Source organism: Microcella alkaliphila (assembly GCF_004216855.1).
In the GTDB taxonomy this organism is placed as follows: Bacteria; Actinomycetota; Actinomycetes; order Actinomycetales; family Microbacteriaceae; genus Microcella; species Microcella alkaliphila.
Map to the genome: position 1 here is coordinate 466,119 of NZ_SGXT01000011.1, position 23,541 is coordinate 489,659.

30 protein-coding genes and 1 pseudogene are annotated in these 23,541 nt (G+C 68.8%); 14 read left to right on the forward strand and 17 right to left on the reverse strand.

Annotation, left to right across the window (positions count from 1 at the left end):
• Window positions 1-103: 103 nt before the first annotated feature.
• The 3 genes from EV140_RS02855 to EV140_RS02865 are packed head-to-tail and all read left to right on the forward strand — an operon-like array spanning window position 104 to window position 2,107.
• Entirely contained in the window at window positions 104-1,000 is an 897-nt protein-coding gene (locus tag EV140_RS02855; RefSeq protein ID WP_130280814.1) for an ABC transporter ATP-binding protein, read from the forward strand.
• The gene (locus EV140_RS02860) at window positions 997-1,848 is read left to right on the forward strand and encodes an ABC transporter permease (RefSeq protein WP_198674321.1); all 852 of its coding nucleotides are present in this window, start codon (window positions 997-999) and stop codon (window positions 1,846-1,848) included. The genes EV140_RS02855 and EV140_RS02860 overlap by 4 nt, the downstream gene beginning before the upstream one ends.
• Window positions 1,841-2,107: a helix-turn-helix transcriptional regulator gene (locus tag EV140_RS02865; protein WP_231924064.1), complete on the forward strand. Its 267-nt coding sequence runs from the start codon at window positions 1,841-1,843 to the stop codon at window positions 2,105-2,107. Before EV140_RS02860 ends, EV140_RS02865 begins: the two co-directional genes overlap by 8 nt.
• 93 nt (window positions 2,108-2,200) lie before the next feature.
• Here the strand turns inward: EV140_RS02865 and EV140_RS13425 are convergent.
• Together EV140_RS13425 and EV140_RS02875 are read right to left on the reverse strand one after the other, a co-directional pair.
• Window positions 2,201-2,338 (reverse strand): annotated as a pseudogene (locus EV140_RS13425) (23S rRNA (adenine(2503)-C(2))-methyltransferase RlmN); the annotation flags it as partial.
• 46 nt (window positions 2,339-2,384) lie between these two features.
• Window positions 2,385-2,879, reverse strand: a complete 495-nt coding sequence (locus EV140_RS02875; protein WP_130280816.1) for a CinA family protein — start codon at window positions 2,877-2,879, stop codon at window positions 2,385-2,387.
• 116 nt (window positions 2,880-2,995) lie between these two features.
• Between EV140_RS02875 and EV140_RS02880 the strand changes: the two genes are divergently transcribed.
• The 3 genes from EV140_RS02880 to EV140_RS02890 all read left to right on the forward strand — a co-directional run bounded on the left by EV140_RS02880 (window position 2,996) and on the right by EV140_RS02890 (window position 5,427).
• Window positions 2,996-4,870, forward strand: a complete 1,875-nt coding sequence (locus EV140_RS02880) for a DEAD/DEAH box helicase (RefSeq protein WP_130280818.1) — start codon at window positions 2,996-2,998, stop codon at window positions 4,868-4,870.
• A 117-nt stretch (window positions 4,871-4,987) separates the two neighbouring features.
• On the forward strand, window positions 4,988-5,215 hold the full coding sequence (locus tag EV140_RS02885; RefSeq protein WP_130280820.1) for a hypothetical protein: 228 nt from the start codon (window positions 4,988-4,990) through the stop codon (window positions 5,213-5,215).
• Entirely contained in the window at window positions 5,212-5,427 is a 216-nt protein-coding gene (locus EV140_RS02890; RefSeq protein WP_130280822.1) for a hypothetical protein, read from the forward strand. The genes EV140_RS02885 and EV140_RS02890 overlap by 4 nt, the downstream gene beginning before the upstream one ends.
• Here EV140_RS02890 and EV140_RS02895 read toward each other — a convergent pair.
• Window positions 5,424-5,855 (reverse strand): GAF domain-containing protein, encoded by a 432-nt coding sequence (locus EV140_RS02895; RefSeq protein WP_130280824.1) that lies wholly within the window; start codon window positions 5,853-5,855, stop codon window positions 5,424-5,426. The genes EV140_RS02890 and EV140_RS02895 overlap by 4 nt on opposite strands.
• A 79-nt stretch (window positions 5,856-5,934) precedes the next feature.
• Window positions 5,935-7,362: an argininosuccinate synthase gene (gene argG, locus EV140_RS02900; protein WP_130280826.1), complete on the reverse strand. Its 1,428-nt coding sequence runs from the start codon at window positions 7,360-7,362 to the stop codon at window positions 5,935-5,937.
• 162 nt (window positions 7,363-7,524) lie between these two features.
• On the opposite strand from argG, the gene EV140_RS02905 reads away from it, so the two are divergent.
• Entirely contained in the window at window positions 7,525-7,830 is a 306-nt protein-coding gene (locus tag EV140_RS02905; RefSeq protein ID WP_130280828.1) for a DUF7882 family protein, read from the forward strand.
• 9 nt (window positions 7,831-7,839) lie between these two features.
• Here EV140_RS02905 and EV140_RS02910 read toward each other — a convergent pair whose 3' ends face one another.
• Window positions 7,840-8,475 (reverse strand): manganese catalase family protein, encoded by a 636-nt coding sequence (locus EV140_RS02910; RefSeq protein ID WP_130280830.1) that lies wholly within the window; start codon window positions 8,473-8,475, stop codon window positions 7,840-7,842.
• A 226-nt stretch (window positions 8,476-8,701) separates the two neighbouring features.
• On the opposite strand from EV140_RS02910, the gene EV140_RS02915 reads away from it, so the two are divergent.
• From EV140_RS02915 to EV140_RS02925, 3 genes are read left to right on the forward strand one after another with little or no spacing between them, the layout of a single operon-like run.
• Complete coding sequence (locus EV140_RS02915; protein ID WP_130280832.1) at window positions 8,702-9,892, forward strand: alcohol dehydrogenase catalytic domain-containing protein; 1,191 nt, start codon at window positions 8,702-8,704, stop codon at window positions 9,890-9,892.
• The gene (locus EV140_RS02920) at window positions 9,889-11,391 is read left to right on the forward strand and encodes an FAD-dependent oxidoreductase (RefSeq protein ID WP_198674322.1); all 1,503 of its coding nucleotides are present in this window, start codon (window positions 9,889-9,891) and stop codon (window positions 11,389-11,391) included. The genes EV140_RS02915 and EV140_RS02920 overlap by 4 nt, the downstream gene beginning before the upstream one ends.
• A 10-nt stretch (window positions 11,392-11,401) precedes the next feature.
• On the forward strand, window positions 11,402-11,722 hold the full coding sequence (locus EV140_RS02925) for a DUF7882 family protein (protein WP_130280836.1): 321 nt from the start codon (window positions 11,402-11,404) through the stop codon (window positions 11,720-11,722).
• Here EV140_RS02925 and EV140_RS13660 read toward each other — a convergent pair.
• The 4 genes from EV140_RS13660 to EV140_RS02945 form a co-directional block, all read right to left on the reverse strand.
• Window positions 11,679-12,047 carry a DUF7882 family protein gene (locus EV140_RS13660; RefSeq protein ID WP_130280838.1) on the reverse strand — a complete coding sequence of 123 codons (369 nt, stop codon included), beginning with the start codon at window positions 12,045-12,047 and terminating at the stop codon, window positions 11,679-11,681. The two genes, EV140_RS02925 and EV140_RS13660, sit on opposite strands and share 44 nt — an antisense overlap.
• Window positions 12,048-12,227: 180 nt before the next feature.
• Window positions 12,228-13,358 (reverse strand): FAD-dependent oxidoreductase, encoded by a 1,131-nt coding sequence (locus EV140_RS02935; protein WP_130280840.1) that lies wholly within the window; start codon window positions 13,356-13,358, stop codon window positions 12,228-12,230.
• On the reverse strand, window positions 13,351-14,079 hold the full coding sequence (locus EV140_RS02940) for a methyltransferase domain-containing protein (protein WP_241971261.1): 729 nt from the start codon (window positions 14,077-14,079) through the stop codon (window positions 13,351-13,353). The genes EV140_RS02935 and EV140_RS02940 overlap by 8 nt, the downstream gene beginning before the upstream one ends.
• Window positions 14,080-14,086: 7 nt before the next feature.
• Entirely contained in the window at window positions 14,087-15,253 is a 1,167-nt protein-coding gene (locus EV140_RS02945; RefSeq protein ID WP_130280842.1) for a type III polyketide synthase, read from the reverse strand.
• A gap of 175 nt (window positions 15,254-15,428) precedes the next feature.
• On the opposite strand from EV140_RS02945, the gene EV140_RS13435 reads away from it, so the two are divergent.
• Window positions 15,429-15,698 (forward strand): DUF7218 family protein, encoded by a 270-nt coding sequence (locus tag EV140_RS13435; protein ID WP_241971262.1) that lies wholly within the window; start codon window positions 15,429-15,431, stop codon window positions 15,696-15,698.
• Window positions 15,699-15,715: 17 nt separating this feature from the next.
• On the opposite strand, the gene EV140_RS02955 is transcribed toward EV140_RS13435, so the two are convergent.
• The 3 genes from EV140_RS02955 to EV140_RS02965 form a co-directional block, all read right to left on the reverse strand.
• Complete coding sequence (locus tag EV140_RS02955; protein WP_130280846.1) at window positions 15,716-16,741, reverse strand: CNNM domain-containing protein; 1,026 nt, start codon at window positions 16,739-16,741, stop codon at window positions 15,716-15,718.
• A complete protein-coding gene (locus EV140_RS02960; protein ID WP_130280848.1) occupies window positions 16,738-18,174 on the reverse strand; it encodes a hemolysin family protein in 1,437 nt (478 codons plus the stop codon). The genes EV140_RS02955 and EV140_RS02960 overlap by 4 nt, the downstream gene beginning before the upstream one ends.
• 230 nt (window positions 18,175-18,404) lie before the next feature.
• Window positions 18,405-19,814: an NAD(P)/FAD-dependent oxidoreductase gene (locus tag EV140_RS02965; RefSeq protein ID WP_130280850.1), complete on the reverse strand. Its 1,410-nt coding sequence runs from the start codon at window positions 19,812-19,814 to the stop codon at window positions 18,405-18,407.
• A 46-nt stretch (window positions 19,815-19,860) separates the two neighbouring features.
• Between EV140_RS02965 and EV140_RS02970 the strand changes: the two genes are divergently transcribed.
• Window positions 19,861-20,262 carry a DUF1304 family protein gene (locus EV140_RS02970; RefSeq protein ID WP_130280852.1) on the forward strand — a complete coding sequence of 134 codons (402 nt, stop codon included), beginning with the start codon at window positions 19,861-19,863 and terminating at the stop codon, window positions 20,260-20,262.
• On the forward strand, window positions 20,262-20,960 hold the full coding sequence (locus EV140_RS02975; RefSeq protein ID WP_130280854.1) for an NAD(P)H-hydrate epimerase: 699 nt from the start codon (window positions 20,262-20,264) through the stop codon (window positions 20,958-20,960). Before EV140_RS02970 ends, EV140_RS02975 begins: the two co-directional genes overlap by 1 nt.
• Before the next feature lie 11 nt (window positions 20,961-20,971).
• Here the strand turns inward: EV140_RS02975 and EV140_RS02980 are convergent, their stop codons facing one another.
• Genes EV140_RS02980 through EV140_RS03000 form a run of 5 tightly spaced genes read right to left on the reverse strand, consistent with a single transcriptional unit; the run spans window position 20,972 to window position 23,037 of the window.
• Window positions 20,972-21,766, reverse strand: coding sequence for a transglutaminase-like domain-containing protein (locus tag EV140_RS02980; RefSeq protein ID WP_130280856.1), 795 nt, complete (start codon window positions 21,764-21,766; stop codon window positions 20,972-20,974).
• A gap of 49 nt (window positions 21,767-21,815) precedes the next feature.
• Window positions 21,816-22,307 (reverse strand): SRPBCC family protein, encoded by a 492-nt coding sequence (locus EV140_RS02985; RefSeq protein ID WP_130280858.1) that lies wholly within the window; start codon window positions 22,305-22,307, stop codon window positions 21,816-21,818.
• Between the two features lie 14 nt (window positions 22,308-22,321).
• Window positions 22,322-22,660 carry an ArsR/SmtB family transcription factor gene (locus tag EV140_RS02990; RefSeq protein ID WP_130280860.1) on the reverse strand — a complete coding sequence of 113 codons (339 nt, stop codon included), beginning with the start codon at window positions 22,658-22,660 and terminating at the stop codon, window positions 22,322-22,324.
• A gap of 33 nt (window positions 22,661-22,693) precedes the next feature.
• Entirely contained in the window at window positions 22,694-22,858 is a 165-nt protein-coding gene (locus EV140_RS02995; protein WP_198674323.1) for an SRPBCC family protein, read from the reverse strand.
• Window positions 22,855-23,037, reverse strand: coding sequence for an SRPBCC family protein (locus tag EV140_RS03000; protein ID WP_130280864.1), 183 nt, complete (start codon window positions 23,035-23,037; stop codon window positions 22,855-22,857). The genes EV140_RS02995 and EV140_RS03000 overlap by 4 nt, the downstream gene beginning before the upstream one ends.
• 48 nt (window positions 23,038-23,085) lie before the next feature.
• Here EV140_RS03000 and EV140_RS03005 point away from each other — a divergent pair, with 48 nt between their 5' ends.
• Window positions 23,086-23,541 (forward strand): SRPBCC family protein, encoded by a 456-nt coding sequence (locus tag EV140_RS03005; RefSeq protein WP_130280866.1) that lies wholly within the window; start codon window positions 23,086-23,088, stop codon window positions 23,539-23,541.

Below are 23,541 nucleotides of genomic sequence, written 5' to 3' on the forward strand. Positions count from 1 at the left end.
GAGGCAGCGAGCAGGGGTCCGCACACGACCGTAGTCAGTGATGACAGTATATAGTATTCCTGCTACATTACGTCTCACGATAACAACACGTCAGGAGTCAGCCATGACACGAGACATCGTCGTCCGCGCCCGCGGTGTGGCCATGAGCTACGGCGCAAAACGCGTACTCGACAGCATCGATCTCGACATTCATCGGGGCGAGGTCATCGCGCTCCTGGGCGCCAACGGCGCAGGAAAGACCACGACGATTGAGATACTGGAGGGCGTCCGCTCGCCCACCGCGGGAACGGTAGAGGTGCTCGGAATCGACCCCGTTCGCGCCGGTGTTGAGCACCGAGCCCGAGTCGGAGTTGTCCTGCAGTCGTGGCGAGATCACGGGCGGTGGCGCGTGCGCGAGTTCCTGCACCACTTCTTCGTCCTGCATTCGCCATTTCGCAAACATGACAGCTGGGCGGTTGACGACCTGCTGGAACGGGTCGGTCTCGCCGACAAGGCGCGGGCTCGCATCATGTCGCTTTCCGGCGGGCAGCGTCGCCGACTCGACGTGGCGGTGGGGCTGATGGGCAACCCGGAACTACTCTTCCTCGACGAACCCACGGCGGGTTTCGATCCACACGCGCGACGGGAATTCCACGAACTCATGCACGAGTTGGTGGACGCCCGCGCGACCACCATCCTGCTCACCACTCACGACCTCGCCGAGGCGGAGCGCCTCGCCGACCGCATCCTCATTCTGCATAACGGTCGCATCGCCGCGAACGGCAGCGCCGACGCCCTTGCCCGAGAAGTCGCGGGCACCACGGAAGTGCGGTGGACCGCCCGCGGTGAGCGTTTCGTGCACTCGACCGAATCGGCTACGAGGTTTGTGCGAGACCTACTCGCCCGCGACCCCGACGTCGACGACCTCGAGGTTCGCCGAACCACCCTGGAGGACACCTACCTGACCATGGTTGCCCAGCACGAGGCGGCCGACGCCGAGACGAACGGAGAGCGAGCATGACAATCACGAGCGGCGCGGTTCGCGCGGGAGCGATGCGCGGGTGGGTGGAGTTTCGCAACAGCCTCCAGACGCCTACGGACGTCATCTACTACGTCATCGGCGCGGCAGGCTTCTCGGCCGCCGTGTGGTTTTTCCGCGACGACGTGATCCCCGAGCTCGGCATCTCCACGGCGGCCGTCATCTTTCCCAGCGTGCTCGCCCTCATGACCCTCTTTGTCGGTGCCTACGGACTCGCAACTCTCGTGTCAACCGAGCGTGAAGACGGCACCCTCTTGCGGCTCGCGATGCAGCCCGCAGGGACATTCACATACGCGTGGGGGCAAACCGTCCGCACCTTGCTCGAGTTGGCGTTCACATTCGGGATGTTCACGATCCTGGCCAGCATCCTCGTTCCCGACCTCTGGGCTCGCGGAATCGGAGGCGCGTCGATAGCCGTGGGCTTTCTCCTGCTCGGCGTCCTCGCGTGTCTGCCCCTCGGATTCGTCGTCGGGTCCCTGTTCAATAACCCGCGGTCGGTGGGTGGGTGGGGCTTCCTCGTGACGGGGGCGATCGTCGCCGCCTCGGGCGTCTTCCTCCCCCTGAGTGAGTTGCCGACGTGGGTGCAGATCGCCGGTCAAGTCCTCCCCCTGTACTGGCTTGGGCTCGGACTGCGCAGCGCCCTCCTCCCCGCGGATTTCGCGGTGGTCGAGCTCGGTGAGAGTTGGCGCACGCTGGAATCGATCGGGATGCTCGGGCTCTGGGCTGCCATGGGCCTCGTGCTTGCCCCGATTCTCCTGCAACGAGTGGCACGCAGAGAGTCGCTGGCAACGCTGGCGACGCGACGCGAGAAGGCGATGCAGCGTGTCTGAGAAGACGGCGACCGAGCGCACCGAGCAGGTGCACAACCGGATCGCCATGCTTCGCGTCGAGCGCGGCATCAGCCGACGACAGTTTTCCGAACAACTCGGGGTGCACTACCAAACGGTGGGGTATCTGGAACGGGGTGAGTACAGCCCAAGCCTGCACCTCGCGCTGCGTATCGCCGACTACTTCGATGTCCCGGTTGAGTTCATCTTTTCTCTGGAACCCTTTGCGCCCATCGGCCAGCAAGCCGCGCGGAGACCGTGACGGCTATGCGGTGACGCCAACCGGGCAAGGCGCGTACCGTCAGGGGAATGACGCCTCCTGAGACGCCCGATACGACCGAGGCCGATCCGTCTCGAGATTCGCCCAGTGAACCGGCGGCTTGCCCCGCTTCGGGGAGGCGAACTGCAGCAGGGGGCGGCCCGCGGCGTCTAGCTTCTGCTGCCAGCCCTCGGTGGCGGGGCGTACCTGACGGGTCTCGCCGCTATTGCGGATGCCGCCGGAACGAGCTGTTACTCAAGAGTACGGGCTACGCGCGGCCTCAGTGTGCGCGGAGGCGCGCCATGAGAGCCACCAGTGCGCGTTCGACAACCTGGTCCACAATCTCCGACGGTGTGCCGGTGAACACGTGTGTCTGCGCCGTTCCGATGCCCCGCGCGTGCACGCCAATGACCACGGTGCCCGCCGGCAGACCCTCCGAGCCGCCCGGACCGCCCACACCTGTCACGGCAACGGCGGCGTCTGCGCCCAGCAGTCGACGCACGCCCCATGCCATCTGGCGGGCGCAAGTTTCTGTGACCACGGGGCCAACACCGACCCCCAGAGCGCGAAATTTTGACTCCGGGCGGTACGCCACGACGCCTCCCGCGAACCAGTCGCTGGCACCTGGCGCCGCGCCCAGCGTCGATGCGATCGCACCACTCGTGAGCGACTCAGCGCACGCGAGGATGAGTGATTGCTCACGCGCGTAACCGGCAATCTCATCCGCAAGGCGCGATGCAGATGGAGGAGCGGAGGTCGAGTCAGTCGAGGTCACCCGACACCGTTACGAAATGACCCGCACGTCGTCAGGGGGCTTGACGCAGACCTGGCGAATTCCTTCGGCATCGGCAACGGTACGTCGCGCGGCCAAACCCGCGTACCGTTAAGGGCATGACGCCTCCAGAGACGCCCGATACGACCGAGGCAGACAACGCCACACCCCTGCCGAAATTCTCTGAACTCGGGCTCAGCGACGCCGTGATGGCCGCGCTGACCGACGTCGGCTACGAGACCCCCTCCGCCATCCAGGCGGCGACGATCCCGACACTGCTGGCTGGGCGCGACGTCGTGGGCCTCGCCCAGACCGGCACCGGCAAGACGGCCGCGTTCGCGTTGCCGATCCTGTCGCGCCTTGACGTGTCGCAGCGCACACCGCAGGCGCTCGTGCTCGCCCCCACCCGCGAGCTCGCTCTGCAGGTCTGTGAGGCGTTCGAGCGCTACGCCGCACACCTTCCCGGCGTGAGCGTTCTGCCCGTCTACGGAGGCCAGGGCTATGGCGTGCAGCTGTCGGCGCTGCGCCGCGGCGTGCACGTCATCGTCGGCACGCCCGGCCGCATCATGGACCACCTCGACAAGGGCACCCTCGACCTGTCTGAGCTGAAGTACCTCGTGCTCGACGAGGCCGACGAGATGCTGAAGATGGGCTTCGCGGAAGACGTTGAGACGATCCTCGCCGACACGCCCGACGACAAGCAGGTCGCCCTGTTCTCGGCGACCATGCCCGCCTCGATTCGCCGGATCGCGCAGCAGCACCTCAACGATCCCGAAGAAATCAGCGTCAAGACGAAGACGACCACGTCGTCGACGATCACGCAGCGCTACCTCGTCGTGTCGTACCAGCAGAAGGTCGACGCCCTCACGCGCATCCTCGAGGTCGAGAACTTCGACGGCATGATCGTGTTCGTTCGCACGAAGAACGAGACCGAGACGCTGGCCGAGAAGCTGCGCGCCCGCGGATACTCCGCCCAGGCGATCAACGGCGACGTGCCGCAGGTGCAGCGCGAACGCACGGTCGAGCAGCTGAAGAACGCGAAGCTCGACATCCTCGTCGCCACCGACGTCGCCGCCCGCGGCCTCGACGTCGAGCGCATCAGCCACGTCGTCAACTTCGACATTCCCGTCGACACCGAGAGCTACGTGCACCGCATCGGCCGCACGGGCCGCGCCGGCCGCACGGGCGACGCGATCAGCTTCGTCACTCCGCGCGAGCGGCGCCTGCTGGATGCGATCGAGCGCGCCACCCGCCAGCCGCTCACGCAGATGCACCTGCCGACGGTCGACGACGTCAACGCCACGCGACTCACCCGCTTCGACGACGCCATCAGCGAGGCACTCGGCAAGACCGACCTGATCGAAACGTTCCGGGGCATCATCGACCACTACGTCGAGCACCACGATGTGCCGGAAGCCGACGTCGCCGCCGCGCTCGCGGTCGTCGCGCAGGGCGGCACTCCCCTGCTGCTTACGGAGGACGACATCCGCCCGCCGAAGATGCCGCGCGACGATCGCTCGCGGGATGCCGGCGGCCGGGATGGCGGCCGGGATGCTCGCGGCGACTCCGAGCGCCCGCCGCGTCGCGAACGCCGTAACGGTCCGCCGCTCGCGCCGTACCGCATCGAGGTCGGCCGCCGGCACCGCGTCGAGCCTCGCCAGATCGTCGGAGCGCTCGCGAACGAGGGCGGGCTGTCGCGCGACGACTTCGGGGCGATCGACATCAAGCTCGACTTCTCGATCGTCGAGCTGCCCGCCGAGATGTCGACCGCGACGCTGAAGAAGCTCGCCGACACCCGCATCAGCGGGCGCCTGATCGAGTTGAAGAGTGACCGCGGCCCGCGTAAGAAGGACCGCGGCGGGTTCCGCGACCGCAACGACCGCGGGGGTCGCGCTGGTGATGCGCGCGGCGGCGGCGACGCGCGCGGCAGCTTCTCGCGCGAGAGCGACGACCGCCCGGCCCGCAAGCCCCGCCAGAAGCGCCGCGACGGCTAGCGGGGAGCGGTAGCGCGCCGCGCCCCGCGCGTCAATCCCCTCCGACCCCGCATGACCAGGGTGTACGGTACGGTTCACTGCACGGCGATCCCGCTCGCAGTGACAAGGAGGCGTGACATGACCACCATCACCTGGAGCGTCGTACCGGGAGTCCCCCACCTCGCCCTCGTCGGCCGCAAGGGCACCGAGGTCGTCGCGACGATCGAGACCGACGGAATCCTGCGCTACCGACTGATTGCGGCGAACGGCAGGATGCTCGGGCGCTTCGAATCCATCGGCGAAGCCCAGGCGGCCCTGCATACGTTCGAAATCGAGCGCGAGATGCGCGAGGGCCAGCTCACGTGAGCGGCCCCGCGATCGAAACGTGGTGGCCTGAGCTGTCGATCGGCGCGCGCCACGCGCTGAACGACGCGCTCGCCGAGGAGCGCAATCCGCACCTCCCGGAGTCGGTGCTCGCCGAGATCGAGTCGATCACCGGCGATACGCGCGATGCCGATGACGCGCTCAGCGACGACGAGCGCGCGTTCATCGAAACGCAGCAGGAGCAGGTCGACTAGCGACGCCCGCTCGCGGCCCACACGGTCGAGAGGTGCGCGCCCGCGTCGTCGTCGCGCACTCGCTGCCAGTTGCGACCGCCGCGCTGCAGGGTCTGCACTATGGCGGCGGGCAGCTCGTCATCGCCCAGCGGTGTCGACCGCCAATCGCACGGCCGCACATGCACAAGATCGACAGCGTGTGCCTCGGCCGAATCGTCGCGCGCGTACGGGCCCGCGAGACGTCCGAGATAGACGTCGCCCCGAGCATCCAGTGTGATGACGAACGCGCCGTCGGGCGCGGAGGCGAAGCGGTCGACCCGCCGCGCGAGGCGTTCCCGCTGGCCGGCATCGCCGTCGTCAATGCGGTCGCCGATTCCGACGACGCCGATCTCGAGCGCGCGCGTAACCGCAGCGCCGTCATCGGGGATGCTCGCCGACCGTGACCGCATCGGCGCACGGAACACGGGCACCGCCCCGGGCGCGGCCGGGGCCGATTCTGCCGAGGGCGTGCCCGCTGCCACAGCGTCGCTAGTCGGTTCCGGCGTCGAACGCGGCGCCCTCGCCAGCGATGTCAAACGCGTCGACGTCTTGCTCGCCGCCGCTTGCCGCCGTGATCGCCTCCGCCTCGCCGGCGGTCATGCGGCCGACAAGCTCGGCGGTCGGGCCGCCGATGATGCCGTGTGCGGCGTACTGTTCGAGGCGCGACCGCGAGTCGGCGATGTCGAGGTTGCGCATGGTGAGCTGGCCGATGCGGTCGGTCGGGCCGAAGGCGGCATCGCCGACGCGCTCCATCGACAGCTTCTCGGCGGCGTACGACAGGGTCGGGCCGGTCGTGTCAAGGATCGTATAGTCGTCGCCGCGACGCAGACGCACCGTGACTTCGCCGGTCACGGCCGAGCCGACCCAGCGCTGAATCGACTCGCGCAACATGAGCGACTGCGGGTCGAGCCAGCGGCCCTCGTACATGAGGCGGCCAAGGCGCCGCCCCTCGGCGTGGTAGTTCGCGATGGTGTCTTCGTTGTGGATGCCGTTCAAGAGCCGCTCGTAGGCGATGTGCAGCAGCGCCATGCCGGGGGCCTCGTAGATGCCCCGGCTCTTGGCCTCGATGATGCGGTTTTCGATCTGGTCGCTCATGCCGAGGCCGTGGCGGCCGCCGATCTCGTTCGCGGCGCGCACGAGAGCCACCGCATCGCCGTATTCGACGCCGTTGATGGCGACGGGGCGTCCGGCGTCGAAGGTGATGCGCACATCCTCGGTGGCGATCGCGACGTTCTCGTCCCAGAAGCGCACGCCCATGATCGGCTCGACGGTCTCAAGCGACACGTCGAGGTGCTCGAGCGTCTTCGCCTCGTGGGTGGCGCCCCAGATGTTCGCGTCGGTCGAGTACGCCTTCTCGGCCGAGTCGCGGTACGGGAAGCCGTGCGCAACGAGCCACTCGCTCATCTCTTGGCGCCCGCCGAGCTCGGAGACGAAGGCCTCATCGAGCCACGGCTTGTAGATGCGCAGGCGGGGGTTAGCGAGCAGGCCGTAGCGGTAGAACCGCTCGATGTCGTTGCCCTTGTAGGTCGAGCCGTCGCCCCAGATCTCGACGCCGTCTTCCTTCATCGCCTGCACGAGCATGGTGCCGGTGACGGCGCGGCCGAGCGGCGTCGTGTTGAAGTAGGCCTTGCCGCCCGAGCGAATGTGGAACGCCCCGCACTGCAGCGCCACGAGGCCCTCCTCGACGAGCGCGGCCTTCGCATCCACGAGGCGGCTGATCTCGGCCCCGTATTCGGACGCTCGACCCGGCACCGCGGCGATGTCCGGCTCGTCGTACTGGCCGAGGTCGCCCGTGTAGGTGCAGGGCACGGCCCCCTTGTCGCGCATCCACGCGACGGCGACGGAGGTGTCGAGACCTCCGGAGAAGGCGATGCCGACGCGTTCGCCGACGGGGAGGGACGTCAAGACCTTGGACACGAGGGTCGAGTCTATCGAGCGACGCGCACATAGCCGTCCAGTGCCCCATCGTCAAGCCCTAGATCGCCGACTCCCCGCCGTGACACAGTGTTCCATCATGACCCGCGTCTACCCTTCATTTTCCCCGCGCATCGTCCCGCCGCACCGAATCTCCGCACGCTGATGGGGCAGTTCATATATGGAGGGTCCGCCACGAACTCCTTCGAGATCGACGATCGAATTCTCGCTCACCTAGAAATTGCGATCGGCACGAAGTTTCGTCGAAACGAGTCGTTCATCCTGACGTTGCGGGGACGAGAACTTCCGTCGGGCTCTGGCTACCGGGAGTTCTGGATGCACCCGGCCATCTGGATGCAGTTTCGCATCGACCGCCCGGAACGAGCGCGACCGATCAACGCGGCATGGGTGGCGACGATGGTTGCCGCCGCGTCGACCGATCGCGGGCTCAGCCTGATCCGAGAGCCCTAGAGCACCGACTCAGGAGAGGGCATCGCGAATCGCGCCCTCCGCCTTGGACAGCACGGCGGGCCCGGGGTCCGTTCCGTGGAATCGTGGGTCGGGTCGGGTCGGCGGCCCCATGGGAACCCGAGAGCTTGGCCCATCGACGTAACTAAACTCGCCGTGCCCGTCTGGGGTCGGACCGGATGCCCACGAACCCTCTGCCGCGGCCTGGCCGTCGGAGAAGTTCAGGTACTCGTACGCGTGCTCGGATGCCTCCTTGCTGCGCGGGAAGGTGCTCGGCACGGGCAGCGCCTCGCGGTTTTCCTCTTGCAGCTCGCGCGCGGCGGCGATCCACTGATTCTGATGCATCGTGTCGCGGGCGATGAGGAACGACAGCATGCTCTTCACGCCCGCATCGTCAGTCATCGAGTGCAGGCGGGCGATCATGATGGCGAGCATCTCCACGTGGCCGAACTCTTCCGCGGCGATTCCGTAAAGCAAATCGCGGTACTTGCCGGGCAGATGACAGTTCCAGGCCTGGAAGCCGTACTGCATGGCGACCGTGATCTCGCCGTACTGCCCGCCGAGCACCTCCTGCAGGCGCCGGGCGTATACCGCGTCCGGCTTGTCGGGTGTCGCGTCGAACTGCAGTTCCTGACGGTGGAAGAACATAAAATCCCCTTCGGACGGGCCCGCGCAATGAGCGGACGGTGAGTCGGCGACGCTACGCCGCACCTCGGCTGATCCCGCGGGGCATGACAGGATGCCGGGCGCAGAGGATCGTGTGCCCGCCCGCTGTCAACCCCCTGCCCGTGCGGCCACGACGCGAGGATGCTCGACGCATGACATCCACATCGCCACGCCCGCCCGGCCGCTGCCAGCGCAAGGGAGGCGTCCGATGAGGGCCGTCACCTGGCAGGGTCATCGCTCACTCGAGGTCGCCGATGTCCCCGCACCGCGGATCGAGCAGCCGACCGATGCGATCATCCGTGTGACTGCGACCGCTGTCTGCGGTTCCGACCTTCACCTGTACGAACTACTCGGTGCGTTCATCAAGCCGGGGGACATCCTCGGTCACGAGCCGATGGGCATTGTCACCGAGGTCGGCCCGGGGGTGTCGAGCCTTGCTGTGGGCGACCGCGTCGTCGTGCCCTTCCCCATCGCCTGCGGCTCGTGCCCGATGTGCCTTCGAGGACTGCACACGCAGTGCGAGACGACCCAGAACCGCGACCACGGGATGGGCGCCTCCCTCTTCGGCTACACCTCGCTGTACGGCTCCGTGCCGGGCGGGCAGGCCGAGTATCTGCGGATACCCCTTGCCGATGCGACCTCCATCCGCATCGACGGCACGCTGCCGGATGAGCGGTACCTCTTCCTCAGCGACATCATCCCGACGGCCTGGCAGGCGGTCGAGTACGCCGAGCTGCAGGAGGGCGAGACCCTTCTCGTGCTCGGGCTCGGTCCGGTCGGCCAGCTGGCCGCGCGAGTCGGCCGGCTGCGCGGCGCCCGCGTGATTGGCGTCGATCCGGTGCCCGAGCGGCGCGCGATGGCCGCGCGGCACGGCGTCCACGCGCTCGACGTTGACGAACTCAACACGGTCGTTGAGCTCACCGAGGGCCGGGGTGCCGACCGGGTGGTCGACGCGGTCGGCACCGAGGCGAGCGGCAATCCCGTCGTCAAGGCAGCCCAGGCCGCCACGGCACGCCTGCCGAAGGCGATCGCCCGCCCCGTTCTCGAGGCGACGGGCGTCGACCGCCTGCAGGCGCTGCACACGGCGATCGACCTGGTTCGCCGCGGCGGCACCGTGTCTCTTGCCGGCGTGTACATCGGAGATGCCGACGTCCTGCCGGTGAAGACGATGTTCGACAAGCAGCTCACGCTGCGGATGGGCCAGTGCAACGTGCAGCGCTGGATCGACGAGCTCCTGCCGATCGTGGAAGACCCGGCGGACCCGCTGGGCCTCTCCGACCTCGTCACGCACCGCGGAACGCTCGAGGACGCGCCGCGCTTGTACGAGCTGTTCCAGAAGAAGGAGGACGGCTGCATCAAGGTCGTCCTCTACCCCGAGGGCGCGGAGGTCACCGCGTGAGCGGGCAGCACGGCCCGCTCTCGCTCTGGCACGCCACCTCCTCGGGCATCGAGGCGGATACGGGCATCCCGCAGCGCGCGGACGTCGTCGTGGCAGGAGGCGGCCTCGCCGGCGTCGCCACCGCCCTGCTGCTCGCGAGGGAGGGCCGTGACGTCGTGCTGCTCGAGGCCGACCGCATCGGCGGGCGGACGACGGGCAACACCACGGCGAAGGTCAGCGCCCTGCAGGGGACCATGTACAGCAGCATCCGCGCCCACAACGGCGACGATGCCGTTCGCGACTACGCGGCGGCCACCCTGGATGCGCAGGCCTGGCTGCTCGACGAACTGCGCGGCGCGGGCGGCGTCGTGGAGGAACGGACGTCGCTCAGCTACGCGACGACCGATGAGGGCGTCGCCGCGCTGACCGAGGAGGCGGACGCGCTGGCCGTGGCGGGCATCGGTGCCGAGTGGTGCTCCCCCAGCGGCGTCGAGCTGCCCGTGACTGTGCGCGGCGCCCTTCGGCTCGACGGGCAGCATCAAATTCAGCCGCTCGATGCGCTGTCGGTCCTCGCCCGCCGCGCGCGTGCGGCGGGCGCGAAGCTCATCGAAGGAGTTCGCGTGCGCGATGTCGAGATCGACCGCGACGGGGTCTCGGTCCGCCTCGATGACGCGACGGTCCGGGCCGAGCACATCGTCGTCGCGACGGGCCTGCCCATCGTTGACCGCGGACTCTTCTTCGCCCACATGGTGCCCTCTCGCCAGTACGTGGGGGCGTTCAGTGTCCCCGGCGGCGCGCCCGAGATGGCGATGAGCTTGTCCGTCGACCCCATTGAGCGATCGCTGCGGGATGCCCGCGGTCCGGATGGCGAGCGACTGGTTGTCGTCGGCGGCGACAGCTTCACGACGGGCCGGGACGAGAACACGGCCGAGCGACTCGCCGCTGTCGTCGATTGGGCGTCGACAACCTTTGCGGGTGCGTCGCTCGTAACGTGGTGGGCCGCGCAGGACTATCAACCCGAGCACCACATGCCCTTCGCCGGCCCCGTACCGCGAAGCCATGGCCGCGCCTACGCCGCGACCGGTTTCGCCAAGTGGGGCATGACGGGTGCCATGCTCGCAGCACGCATCATCGCGGGAGAACTCGCCGATGCTCCGATGCCGTGGGCACCGGCCTTCCATGGTCGGCGCGGCTCCGCGCGCACCCTCGGCAGCATCGTCGGAGCGAACGCCGCCGTCGCAAAGGAGATGATCGCGGGGTGGGCGCGGCCGTCGCCCGCCGCGCCGTCCGCCCCCGAGGTGGACCGCGAGGGGGTCGTGCCTGTCACCTCGGAGGGCGCGGAACCCGGATGCGCACTGCGCACGGTGTGCACGCATCTCGGAGGAGTTCTTCGGTGGAACACCGCCGAGGAGTCGTGGGATTGCCCGCTGCACGGCTCGCGGTTCGACGTGGAGGGCCGCGTCATCGAGGGGCCGGCCACCCGTGACCTTTCCCGCACGAACAATTCGGCTAGCGAGTAGTGTTCCCCAGATGGGGACGTTGTATTACGCGGGCAGTGAAGTGGCGATTCCGTTCGACGACGAGGCCTTGGCGCACCTGAAGGTGCTCGCCACGGCGAAGTTGCGGCGCGGCGAGAGCTTCACCGTAAGTTGGGAACACCCACCTGGCGAACGACCGGGACGCTCGACAATCTGGGTGCATCCGACCATACCCCTGCGCTTCGTCTTCGACTCGCTCGACCAGCCGGAGTTGGATCGAGCCTGGCTCGAAAGCCTGTCAACGTCAGCGAATCTCTCAGGCGGGATTGTCATCGACTCCGAGCACGTGCAGCAAGACCACGACTCGGCGTAGCGCTGGCGGAGGCGGCCGGCGCCGACTCTTCCGGCTCGGGAACGATCCGCAGACCAGTGGGCCCGCTCGCCTCGCGGAAGAGCGTTTCAACCCAGGCTCGGTTGAGGCGCGGTTCGCGGCTGCCGAAGAAGTGGAACTGGATGGGCACGGCCGGGTGCACCCAGAAGCTCCGCCTGCCGCTGCCCTCTGCGGGCGGCAGGTCGAATTCGAACATGAAGGGTTCCGATCGGCGGAGCTTGGTGGTCATCACCATGCGCAGGTGAGCGAGCACACGGTCATCAATGTCGACCGTAGTGGAGGGTACTCCGTAGATGAATTTCCCCATGGCCAGACACTACCCCCGAACGGGGGTAGACGGTCAGTGCGACGTATACGAAACATTTCGCACGCTCACGCAAGGGTTATAGATGGTCGCGCGCGATGTCATACACATGCACCATCCGTCAACCCCCTCCCGCGAAACGGCCGTCCCGGGCATGTCGTGGAGCGCTCGTGCGACGTCGGCTCAAAGCCGTCGCACGACGACGAGCCGGTAGACGACCCGACGCATTGCGCGCCGTGCGAGCACGAGCACGGCCCCCCGTCGCAGCCAGTCACGGGGCGATGTAGGGTCACCGAGGCGCATGAAGAATGATGCGCGGCGTTGTGCGCGGCGCGCTACGCGGCTGACTGCGCGCGAGTAGCGACGAAAAACGATGCGGTCGTGGATGCTCGCGCGCGTGAGCTCGTCGGCGAGCGTCTGCGCCGCCCCCCATCCGATCGTCAGCCCCTGGCCCCCGATGGGGCTCACCGTGGTCGCCGCATCCCCCGCGATCACCACCCGACCATGGACGAGTCGCCGTCGGCGCCGACTTTGCGCGGCGAAGACGGATACGGGACCGTGGATGATGCCGACCGAGCATCCGGTGCGGTCGTGCACGAGCATCCGGAACTGGTCATCGTCGAGCGCAGCGTCGTTGTCGCGCCAGGCCACCCAGCGCCGGCGACCGCCGGGCAGCGGGAACGACTCGACGACGCCGCCCGGCGAGGCGATGAGCGCGACCGAGCCGGCCTGATCCTCGGTGGTCGCCTCCGCCTCCGCCATGGCGTACCAGCGCTTCGGGCCGACGAGGCGAGCGGGTCCGGCAAACGTTTCGCTGAGGCGCCCGTTCGTGCCGTCGACGAGCAGAGCGATTGCAGCGGAGAGTTCGAGTGTGTCGCCGCCGATGCGCGCGCTGACGCGCACGCAGGAACCCTCCTCGGTCACGGCGGTCACCGTCACGCCGCGCTGCAGCGCTCTGGGCGCGAGGGCGTGCAGGCGCTGCTCGAGCAGCTCTTCTACGCGGTTCTGGCCCAGCACGACGGGGCCGGGGAAGTCGCGCGGGTCGAACGTGACCGCCGCCCGGCGACCGTCGATGCCAACGAACGCGCCGTCCGTCAGTGCGAGCGCCTCCGCGCGCACGGCGTCGCCGACCCCGACCGCGTCGAGCGCGTCGAGAGCGGCGGGATGGATGCCGAATGCGCGCGGGCGGTCGGCGATCGTTGCACGGCGCTCGAGCACCCGCACCGTGAGGCCGCGGTCGGCGAGCAGGCACGCGAGCAGGATGCCGTTACCGCCGCCGCCCACGATGGCGACGTCGACGGTGCGCTCACTCATGGGGCCGCTCGTGGCGAATGACCAGGCGCCAGGGCACTCGATAGTGGCGGACGCTCCAGCCGGGCGGAAGCGCGTGGCGCAACTCGCGGGGCGTGTGCGATCGACGGATGCTGATCAGCCCGTCGACGTGCAGCAACGATCCGCGAAACAGGGTCGGGTACAACACGCGCATGCCGAGGTCGTAGCCGACGTAACCGAGCCTGCTGCGCGCAAGGTCATGATGGGCGGCGACCCCACCGGGGGCGAGCAGCGCTTCCGAGTCGGCGAAAAGCGCCCCGAGCTCGCGGGCATCGAGGTGGTGCACGACGTGGTTCGACAGCACCACGTCGAACCGTTCCCCCGCCGCCACGAGGTCGGCCGTGGTCGCCTCCCGTAGGTCGAGGCCCGGCGGCAGCGCCTGCGTGCGCGCCCACCCGATCGCGCGCGGGTCGGGGTCGATCGCGACGACCTCGAGCGGGAGGCCCGCTCGGGCCGCTCTGGTGAGTAGCGCCCGTGGGAGGTCCGCTCCCCCGGTGCCGATGTCGAGCACGCGCACGGGCCGGCTGGCCGATCTGCCCATCGCACGGGGTGCAATCTCGTCGGCGAAGATCCCGCCAATGTCGCTCACGGCCGCGTTTACCGTGGCGAAGTGCCCGTACGTCAGCTCCAGGGCATCTACGTCGCAGTCTGGGTCGTCCATCAGTTCACGAGCATCCGCCGCTCGGTGTCGCAAGTCGATCACGGCGGGACTATCCCGTGACGACGGTCATGAGCGTCGACTCGACGGTGAGGCCCGGGCCGAAGGCAAGCGCGATCAGGCGATCGCCGGGCTCGGCGTATGCCTCAAGGTTGCGCTGCATGACGACCATGACGGTGGCGCTCGACACGTTTCCGATGGCGCGCAGCACGTCGCGCGACGGGGCCACCTGCTGGGGTTCGAGGCCGAGGCTCTCCTCGACCTTGTCGACGATGCTGCGCCCACCGGGATGCACGGCCCAGCGCGCGACCGCTCTTCCAAGTCCGTCCTCGGCGAGAGCGCTGGCAAGCTCGGGAACAGAGGACACGAGCGGCCGCAGGGCCGCCGCGATGTGCTCGCCGATGATCTGCGGCACGGCGGTCGACAAGACCATGTCAAAGCCCTCGTCGCCGATCGTCCACGCCATGTCGCCCTCGCCGACGGGCGTCACGGCCGTCTCGGAGCGATCGAGTCGCAGGCCACGCTCGCCAGCGCCGAGCGGGCGGCGACTCACGATGCCGGCGACTCCCGCGTCGCCGAACAGCGAGTTCGCGACGATCAGGTCGGGGTCGTCACTCGCGTGCAGGTGCAGTGTGCACAACTCCACACTCACGACGAGCACCACGGCCTCGGGATCAGCGGCGCAGAACTGTGCCGCCATGCGCAGGGCCGGGAGCGCGGCGTAGCAGCCCATGAATCCCAGGTGGTATCGCTGCACTGCCGGGTCGAGGCCGAGATTGCGCGCGATGAGGTATTCGGGGCCCGGGGCGAAGAAGCCCGTGCACGAGACGGTGATCACGTGCGTGACGTCGGCCGCTTCAATGCCGTCAGCGGCATGTATCGCGCGTCGGGCGGCCTCCACGAACATCGGCCCGGCCGCCGCGATGTAGTGGTCGTTGCGCGCCTTTGTGCCCGGAGCGTGCAAAGCACCCGTCGCCTCGTCGATGTAGGCGGGGGCGACGCCCCGCGCGTCCGGGTTGTTGTCGCCGAAGTCGGTGATGACGGTGTGCCGGGTGTCGATGCCCGACGAGTCGAATGCCGTGGCGACGAGGCGTTGCCCCAGCCGGCTGAGCCCCTCCTGGCCGGAGAAGATGTCGCGCACCCGATCTTGCTCGATAACGATGTCGGGCAGCACCGTGCTGATGGCGCGCAGGACGGCGGTGGGGTGGTGGGCACTCATGACGGAATGCTGTCAGACGGCAGCGCTGCTCGGGGCCGTTTGCCAGCCCCCGCCCAGTCCACGTGCGGTTTCCTGGTCTGTCGCGGTGAGTGTGCTGTGCGCCCGATGCGCAGAGCTGCCGTCGGCGTCGGCGTCCGGGCACCCTGGGGGCACGAACGGAACAGGGAGGCTCACGGTGCCGAAGAACGACGACAACCCCAGCGTGAAGGACGAGAAGCTCTACGAGAGCCTTCGCGACGACGGCGCATCCAAGGAGAAGGCGGCGCGCATCGCGAACGCCGCCGCGCGCGACGGACGCGACGCGGTGGGCGCGCGCGGCGGCTCCAGCGGTTCGTACGACGATTGGACGGTCGACGAACTGCGCGGCCGGGCGAAAGAGCTCGGCATCACCGGCTACAGCGAACTGCGCAAAGACGAACTCATCGAGAAGTTGCGGTCACACTAGACCGCGCGGCGCCCGACTCAGCGCGCTCCCGCCGTTGCCACGACCGGCGGCAGCACGTGACGAAGGACGTCAGCGAGCGTCACCACGCCGACCATCTCTGTGCCGCGCATAATGATCGCTAGCTGGACGCTGTCCGCCTGCATCATCGTCAGCGCCTCGTGCACGAGCGTGCCCGCCTCGATGCGGTAGGCAGGGCGCGCAAACCTCGACGCGGGCTCCGTGGAGTCGGCGAGCAGCGTGTCCCGCACGTGCACGACGCCCGGTAGCCCATCATCGTCACCATCATCGATGAGGATGCGCAGGTGACCGGTACGCCGCGCAGTCGCCTGCACGTCGGCAACGCTCGATTGGGCCGCAACCGTCGTCGGGCGCACACCGGACGAGATCAGCGTCTCAACGACCATGGTCTGAAGGTCGAGCACGCCCGAGATCTGACTGCGCACCTCCGGCTCGAGCACACCGGCCTGCGCCGAGTGCTCGACCAGATGGCGAATGGTGGCCGCATCCTGTCCGCCGACGGCGGCACGATCGACCGGCTCGACGCCGGTCGCGGCGACGAGCCGGTTGGCGATCGCGTTGATGGCCGTCAGCAGCGGTCGAAGCACGGTGACGAAGGCGCGCGACGGCAGGCCGATGACCTTCGCCGACAGCTCCGGGTGGGCAATGGCCCACGACTTCGGGGCCATCTCTCCCACAACGAGGTGTAAGAACGTGACCACGAGCAGCGCGAGCACGAACGCAATGGTGGTCGACAGCCACTCCGGCATCCACCCCGCGAATACAGGCTCCAGGAGGGCTTCGACCCCGGGCTTGGTGATCGCGCCGAGCGCGAACGTGCAGGCCGTGATGCCGAGCTGAGCGACGGCGAGCATCATGGTCAGCTCGTTGACGCTGCGCAGCGCGGCGCGGGCAGAGCGGCTGGTGGCCGCCTCCTCTTCCAGGCGGTGGCGGCGGGCGCCGAGCAGCGCGAACTCGATAACGACGAAGAACGCCGACAGCACGATTAGGCCGATCGTGATCAGAAGGATCGCAAGGACGCTCATCGTGCATCCCCTTCGATGGATGCGCGGTCCGCGTCGTCGTCGCTCGCGTCGTCCGCGGGCACGATCTCGACGGGGCCCGTCGCGGCGCGCTCGATGAGCCGCACGCGCAGCTCACTCGGCACGTGCCGGTCGATCTCGAGAACCTCGATCTCGAGGTATCGGCGAACCGGATCATCGTCGATGAAGTCGCCGCCCTCGATGGGCAGTTCGACCGTGATCACTTCGCCGACGCCGGGGAGGTCGCCGCGGGCCGCAATCAACAGCCCCGCGATCGTCTCGTAGTCGCCGGCGGGGAGGTCGTGGCCGACGGCGCGTTCCACCTCGTCAACGTGAACGTCGCCGTCCATGCTCCACTCGTCGTCGGCGAGGCGCTCGACGACCTCGTCGAGCTCTGCGTCGTGCTCGTCGGTGATCTCACCGACGACTTCTTCGGCGAGATCTTCGAGCGTGAGCACGCCCGCGAATCCGCCGTACTCGTCGATGACGCAGGCGAGCTCGTTGCGGGTGCCGGTGAGCTGCGCAAGCGCGTCGGGAAGCCGCATGAGTGTCGGCACGACGAGCGCCTCGCGCATGAGCTCGGTGACGGGCCGGTCACCGGGAAGTGGGCTGCGTAGCAGGTCGGCCAACTGCACGACACCGATCGGCTCCTCGTCGTCGTTGACGACGGGGTAGCGCGTGTGACCCGTCGCCATGAGGGTGCGGACCTCGTCGATCGTCGCGGTCGGGCGAACGATGTCGACGTGCGCGCGCGGAATCATGGCGTGCTCGACGTCTTGGTTCGGGAAGTCGAGGATGCGGTCGAGGATGATCGACAACCCTTCGGGCAGGTCGCCGCTCTCGCGCGAGTCGTCGATGATGTGCTCGAGGTCGGCGGCCGACGCGCTCGTGTCGAGGTCGTGCACTGGCTCGATGCGCAACAGGCGTAGGAAGGCGTTGGCCGACTTGTCGAAGATCGTGATCAGCCAGCCGAAGGCGGCCAAGTAGATCGTGGTCGAGCGCGCCAGGAAACGAGCGACCGGTTCGGGGTTGGCGATCGCAAGGTTCTTCGGAAACAGTTCGCCGAAGATCATTTGCACGACACTCGCGACGACGAGCACGCCCACCGTCCCGACTCCGATCGCGATGCCCGTCGCGACACCGGCATCGCCGAGCATCGCACCGATCGGCTCACCCACGAGCGGCTCGGCGACGTAGCCGACGAGCAGGCCGGTCACAGTGATGCCGAGCTGCGCGCCCGACAGCATGAATGATGTGCGCTTCGTGACCGCGAGTGCCCGCTGCGCCGAGCGATCGCCCGCCTCAGAGCGGGCGCCAAGCTTCACGCGATCGACCGACATGTACGCAAATTCCTGAGCGACGAAGTAGCCGTTCGCGGCGATGATCACGAGGATCGCGACGATGCCGACGATGAGAAGAATGACAGCCTCGGTCACGGGGTCACCCCCGTCGGGCGTCGATCAGTGCGGGTCAGATGTGAGTAGCAACTATGTCCAGGGTCGTCTTGCGACGACCCTGAGTGCGTGGTGTGATCCACGAGTGTTCGATTCCTCCAGAGGAAAAACGGGTGGTGTGGCAATCAGGATACGGGTATCGCTGAGAAATCGCTCGATTCGTTGCGGAGGCCACCACGCGCATCCGGGATGCGCGGGTCGGCGCCCGCCGCTCAGCGCCCGCTGATCACGTCGGCGATGCGCGCCACACGTGAGGTGTGGGTGAGCCCGCGGAACTCGGAGCGGTCGGCCCAGCGGTAGGCGCCGTAGATGACCCGCGTGGCGACCCACCGCAGCGGCTCGGGCTCCCATCTGCGGGTGCGCTGGCCAACCCACGGCAGTCTTGTGATCGGGGTGTCGGCGCCGGTCACGAGGTCGGCGAGGGTTCGCCCGGCGAGGTTCGTCGCCGTGACGCCGGTGCCGACATAGCCGCCGGCCGCCCCAAGCCCCGTTTCCGCGTCGTACTGCACGGTCGCCCGCCAGTTGCGGGGCACGCCGAGCACGCCGCTCCAGGTGTGGGCGATGCCCACGTCGCCGATCACGGGAAACCACTCGCGCACCAGCGCCGACAGGCTCGACCAGGTCGCCTCGTCGGTCAGCCCGTCGGTGTCGAAGCGGCTCGCCCAGTGGTACGGCGTGCCGCGGCCGCCGATCGCGATGCGGCCATCGGGGGTGCGCTGTGCGTAGGCGTAGACGTGCGACAGGTCTTCCAGCGTCTCGAATCCCTGCCAGCCGATCTCAGCCCACATGTCGTCGGTGAGCGGCTCGGTGATGATCATCGACGAGTTGAGCGGAAGCCAGTCACGCTTCCTGCCGGGCAGTCGGGTTGTGAAGCCCTCGGTGGCGCGCAACACGTGGCGGGCACGCACGACGCCGTGCTCGGTGCGGGCGACGCCCTGTTCGATGTCGGTCACGCGCGTGTTCTCGTAGATGCGCACGCCGCGGCGGCGCACGGCATCGGCAAGTCCGAGCGCGAGCTTCGCAGGGTGGATGCGCGCGCAATGGGGCTGCCACAGTCCGCCCCGCGTCTCGGCGACGTTGACGCGGGCGCGGCTCTCAGCGGCACTCAGCTCGACGACGCCCTCCTCGGGCCACTTTTCGGCGTGGTCGACATATTTCGCGACGCGGCGACGCTGGGCCTCATTGCGCGCGACGAGCAGGCTGCCGCCCTTCGTCGCCTCGGCATCGATGCCCTCGCGCGCGCAGACCGCGAGCACCTCGTCGACCGTCGCGTTCAACTCAGTCTGGAACGCGCGAACCGCCTCAACCCCGTGCTTCGCCGCGTAGCCGTCGTGTCCACCCGTGATGGTGTTCGTCAGCCACCCGCCGTTGCGCCCCGATGCCCCGTAACCGACGCGGTGCTGCTCGAGCACGACGATCGACAGGGACGGGTCGCGCTCGGCCAGGTAGTAGGCGGTCCAGAGGCCCGTGTAGCCGGCGCCGACGATGACGACGTCGGCCTCCGCGTCGACGGCCAGCGGCTCGCCGACGGGTACGGGGCCGAGGTCTGACATCCAGTACGAGATCTCGCCGTTGCGGGCGGGGGCGGGCGCGGGGGCGGCACCGGATGCGCGTCGTGGCATACGACTATTCTGCCGCCGGCGGCACCGGCTCGTTTACGCTGGCCGCATGCTCATCGCCGCCCTCGCACTACTGGGTTTCGGCGTGCTGTTTCACGGCGCGGCGTTTGTGCTCGAGTCGCTGCTGTGGGGTCGCCCCGCAACCCGCCGCCTGTTCGGCGTGCGCGGCGACGACGCCGTCGAGGCCACGCGACTTTTCGCCGCCAACCAGGGCGTCTACAACCTCGTGCTCGCCGCGATCACGAGCGCGGGGTTTGTGCTTCTGATCGGCGATGCAGGCTCCGTCGTCGGGGCGACCCTCGCATGTGCCGGCGGCGCCGCCATGACGATCGCCGGCGTAGCGCTGCTGGTCACGTCTCGCCGCGCGTGGCGGGCGGCCCTCCTGCAGGCCGCTCCTCCGGCCCTCGGATGCGCGCTGCTTATCTCCGCCCTCGTCGCCGCAGGGGCATGATGACCAGGGTGCTCGCACCGCCGTTCCCCGAGCACCTCGTCGGCTGGAGCGTCGCCGAGGTCCTCGCCGCCGAGCAGCCGCTCCTCGCGGCCGGCGAACCGCTCATGCAGCGCGCAGCCGACGGGCTCGCCGAGGTGGTGCGTGAGCAGCTCGCGTCCACGGCCAGTGGCCCCCGTTCGGCCGGCCCCGCGCCCCGGGTGCTCGCCCTCGTCGGCGCCGGCAACAACGGCGGCGACGCACTGTGGGCGTGCGCGCGCGTCGCGGCAGACGACGTACCGGTGGCGGTGCAGGCGACGGCCACGAGCATCCATGAGGCGGGGAGGGATGCGGCGGTCGCCGCCGGCGCGCGCCTCATCGAGGCGGCGCAGCTCGACGACGCGCTCGCCACCGCGGAGGTTGTCGTTGACGGGATCCTCGGCATCGGGTCGGCGGGTAGAGCAGCCCTGCGCGGGGCTGCCCGCGATGCGGTGCTGCAGGTTCGAGCACATCCACGGTTCGGTGAGCTGAGCGTGGTGGCGTGCGACCAGCCCAGCGGCGTCGATGCCGACAGCGGCGATGTTCCCGACCCTGATGCAGTGCTGCCCGCCACCGTCACGGTCACGTTCGGGGCGGTGAAGCGCGGGCTACGGCGCCCGCCCGCGCGTGAGATCTGCGGCGAACTGCGGCTCGTCGACATTGGGCTCACGCGCCCCGTCTGACGGAGCGGCCGTCAGCGCAGCGATACCAGCTCGCTGAGGTCGTCGCTCGGCAACTCATCGATCGTCGCCGACACGGTCAGCTCGGTGAGGTCGACGAACGCGCCGTGGATGCTGAGGAATGCGGTGTCAGCCGCATCGCGACCGGTGGCGATGCGTACGAGGGATGAGCGCGGGGCGAGAGCCGTCGCATCCACGACCCGCCAGACACCATCGACGGCGACCTCGGCAACGGCGTGGAAGTCCATGGGGTCGAGGCCCGGCGCGTAGACAGACACGAGGCGCGCGGGCACGTCGAGCGCGCGCAGCAAGGCAACGACGAGGTGCGCGTAATCGCGGCACACGACCTTGCCGCCGAGCAGGGTGCGCACGGCCCCGTCGGTGGGCAGGCTCGACCCGGGAACGTAGTCGAGGTGCGTACCGACCCATGAGCTCACGCCGGCGACGAGGTCGTGCCCGCTCAGCCCAGCGAACTCGCGCGCGGCGGTGGCGACGAGTTCGTCGGCCTCGCAGTATCGGCTCGGGCGCAGGAACGTGATCTCGTCCAGGGGCGTGACGATCTGCGGCTCGGCGCGACCCGTCACCGTCGCGCGATAGCGAACGCTGACCTTCCCCTCCCCCACGTCGCACACGTGCAGGCGGTTGCCGTGAGTGTCGCGTAGTTCACTCACGACAACGGGTTCGTCACCGTGCACGACATCGAATTCTTCATCGACGCCGTCGAGGCTCGAGTGGGTGGCGACGGAGAGCACGAGCCGCGCTTCCCCGCGCGCAGTGAGCGACATGTCGGCGGTGCAGGTTCGGCGCATCCCGCGATGATCGCAGAGTTGTATTGCCGCCGTGTGACGTCGGCGGCGATCAGCCGTCAGCGAGCAGCGCGTCGATCTGCGCCATCGCCGACGACATGCCCTCGACCATCCCCATCTCGGCCAGCTCGTCGAGCGCTTCACGGCTGGGGAACGTCGAGACCAGCGTCATGCGCGTCGTGCCCTCCCCCGCATCCTCCAGCCGTGCCTCCGCGTGGGTGACGGGCATGTCGGGCACGGGGTTTCCGTCGGCATCGGCGAATCCGTCGTCGAACGCCAAACGGTGTGGCGCCTCGACGTCTGTCATGCGCCACCACCCCGCCGACGTCTCGCCGTCGGGCCCGGTCATGACGTACCGCATCTCGCCGCCCGGCTCGAGTTCGTGCCGCGTGAAGGTGGCCGGCCACTCCGGCGGACCCCACCACCGCTCGAGCTGCCGCGGGTCGGCCCACACCTGCCAGACGCGCTCGACGGGCGCGGCGAATTCCGCGACGAACGTCAGAGTGAGCGCGTCACGGTCGATCGCGTGGTCACGCACGGTCATGGTCGGTCCTTCCGTCAGCCCTCGGCGAGGAGGGCGGTGATCTGGTCGGCACGGTGCCGCCAGAGGGCTTCATAGCTGTCGAGTACCTTCCGCGCGAGCCGCACGGCGTCGCGGTCCGCCGTCACGATCTGCTCGCGGCCGCGTCGGCGCTTCGACACCAGGGATGCGCGCTCCAGCACCGAAACATGCTTCTGCACCGCGGCGAAGCTCATCTCGTAGCGCTCCGCGAGCGCCGACACGCTCTGTTCGCGGTGGATGACGCGGGCGACGATGTCGCGCCGCGTGCGATCGGCGAGCGCGCGGAACAGGGCGTCGACCTGATCGTCGGTGAGGGCATCCGTTTGTACAACCATTTGGTTGCACGTTAGACCGCGCGAACGACCGCGTCAAGCCCCCGCGTCGTACCCACCGAGAAGGGCGTCGATCTGCCCGATGCCCTCGACGTAGCCCTGCTCGGCACCGTACTCGACCGCCTCGGCGAACGCCTCATCGGTGTGGAACACCGAGCGCAAGGTCATGCGGCTGCTCTCGCCGATCTGCTCGAACGTCACCGTCGTGCGGTTGTCGGGTTCGGGGGTCTCGTCGCGGGGTAGGCGGGCGGACCCCACCACTTCTCGAGCAGGTCGCGTTCTGCCCACACCCGCCAGAATTCGGCCACGGGCGCGGCGAACTCGGCGACGAAGGTCATAGTTCTCGTCGTAGCGTCGGCGTTCGAGCTGGTCACGGTCATGGTGAGGTTCCCTCCCGCGCGGTGGGCCCCCAGAGTAGCCTCACCGACATGACCGACGTAGGCCCCTCCGGATTCCGTTCGACCCGCGACATCGCGGCCGCCCCCGAGCGCGTGTGGGAGGTGCTGACCACGCCCAGCGCATTCGCGACGTGGTTCGGCACGGACGCCGTCGAGGTCCCGCTCGACCGTCTCACCTGGCGCGCTGTTGCCGGCGAGCCGTGGTCGGCCCAGATGGTGCTCCCGGGCGGGGCGACGATCGATTGGGAAGGCGAGATGCTCACGGTCGATGCCCCGAGCATCCTGTCGTTCACGATCACCGACGACGCGTCGATCGATCAACGCGACACGGTCATGTTCGAGCTCGCCGGCGCCGAGGCGAATGGATGCTCGCTGACGCTCTCGCAGACCGGCGGCGGCCTCGACGTCGACGGCTACGCGCAGGCGGCGGCCGGGTGGGCCGGATTCGTCGACGCGATCGAGCGACTGGCTGCCGCCAGCCGGTGA

Coding starts and splice junctions, on each gene's coding strand:
- EV140_RS13660 (WP_130280838.1), bottom strand. CDS start 12,047: ATGGGGAAATTCATCTACGGAGTACCCTCCACTACGGTCGACATTGAT.
- EV140_RS02910 (WP_130280830.1), bottom strand. CDS start 8,475: ATGTTCTTCCACCGTCAGGAACTGCAGTTCGACGCGACACCCGACAAG.
- EV140_RS02855 (WP_130280814.1), top strand. CDS start 104: ATGACACGAGACATCGTCGTCCGCGCCCGCGGTGTGGCCATGAGCTAC.
- EV140_RS02980 (WP_130280856.1), bottom strand. CDS start 21,766: ATGCGCCGAACCTGCACCGCCGACATGTCGCTCACTGCGCGCGGGGAA.
- EV140_RS02945 (WP_130280842.1), bottom strand. CDS start 15,253: ATGAGTGCCCACCACCCCACCGCCGTCCTGCGCGCCATCAGCACGGTG.
- EV140_RS02965 (WP_130280850.1), bottom strand. CDS start 19,814: ATGCCACGACGCGCATCCGGTGCCGCCCCCGCGCCCGCCCCCGCCCGC.
- EV140_RS02970 (WP_130280852.1), top strand. CDS start 19,861: ATGCTCATCGCCGCCCTCGCACTACTGGGTTTCGGCGTGCTGTTTCAC.
- EV140_RS02880 (WP_130280818.1), top strand. CDS start 2,996: ATGACGCCTCCAGAGACGCCCGATACGACCGAGGCAGACAACGCCACA.
- EV140_RS02935 (WP_130280840.1), bottom strand. CDS start 13,358: ATGAGTGAGCGCACCGTCGACGTCGCCATCGTGGGCGGCGGCGGTAAC.
- EV140_RS02895 (WP_130280824.1), bottom strand. CDS start 5,855: ATGCGGTCACGGTCGGCGAGCATCCCCGATGACGGCGCTGCGGTTACG.
- EV140_RS02860 (WP_198674321.1), top strand. CDS start 997: ATGACAATCACGAGCGGCGCGGTTCGCGCGGGAGCGATGCGCGGGTGG.
- EV140_RS02915 (WP_130280832.1), top strand. CDS start 8,702: ATGAGGGCCGTCACCTGGCAGGGTCATCGCTCACTCGAGGTCGCCGAT.
- EV140_RS02885 (WP_130280820.1), top strand. CDS start 4,988: ATGACCACCATCACCTGGAGCGTCGTACCGGGAGTCCCCCACCTCGCC.
- EV140_RS03005 (WP_130280866.1), top strand. CDS start 23,086: ATGACCGACGTAGGCCCCTCCGGATTCCGTTCGACCCGCGACATCGCG.
- EV140_RS02990 (WP_130280860.1), bottom strand. CDS start 22,660: ATGGTTGTACAAACGGATGCCCTCACCGACGATCAGGTCGACGCCCTG.
- EV140_RS02985 (WP_130280858.1), bottom strand. CDS start 22,307: ATGACCGTGCGTGACCACGCGATCGACCGTGACGCGCTCACTCTGACG.
- EV140_RS03000 (WP_130280864.1), bottom strand. CDS start 23,037: ATGACCGTGACCAGCTCGAACGCCGACGCTACGACGAGAACTATGACC.
- EV140_RS02975 (WP_130280854.1), top strand. CDS start 20,262: ATGACCAGGGTGCTCGCACCGCCGTTCCCCGAGCACCTCGTCGGCTGG.
- EV140_RS02925 (WP_130280836.1), top strand. CDS start 11,402: ATGGGGACGTTGTATTACGCGGGCAGTGAAGTGGCGATTCCGTTCGAC.
- EV140_RS02955 (WP_130280846.1), bottom strand. CDS start 16,741: ATGAGCGTCCTTGCGATCCTTCTGATCACGATCGGCCTAATCGTGCTG.
- EV140_RS02905 (WP_130280828.1), top strand. CDS start 7,525: ATGGGGCAGTTCATATATGGAGGGTCCGCCACGAACTCCTTCGAGATC.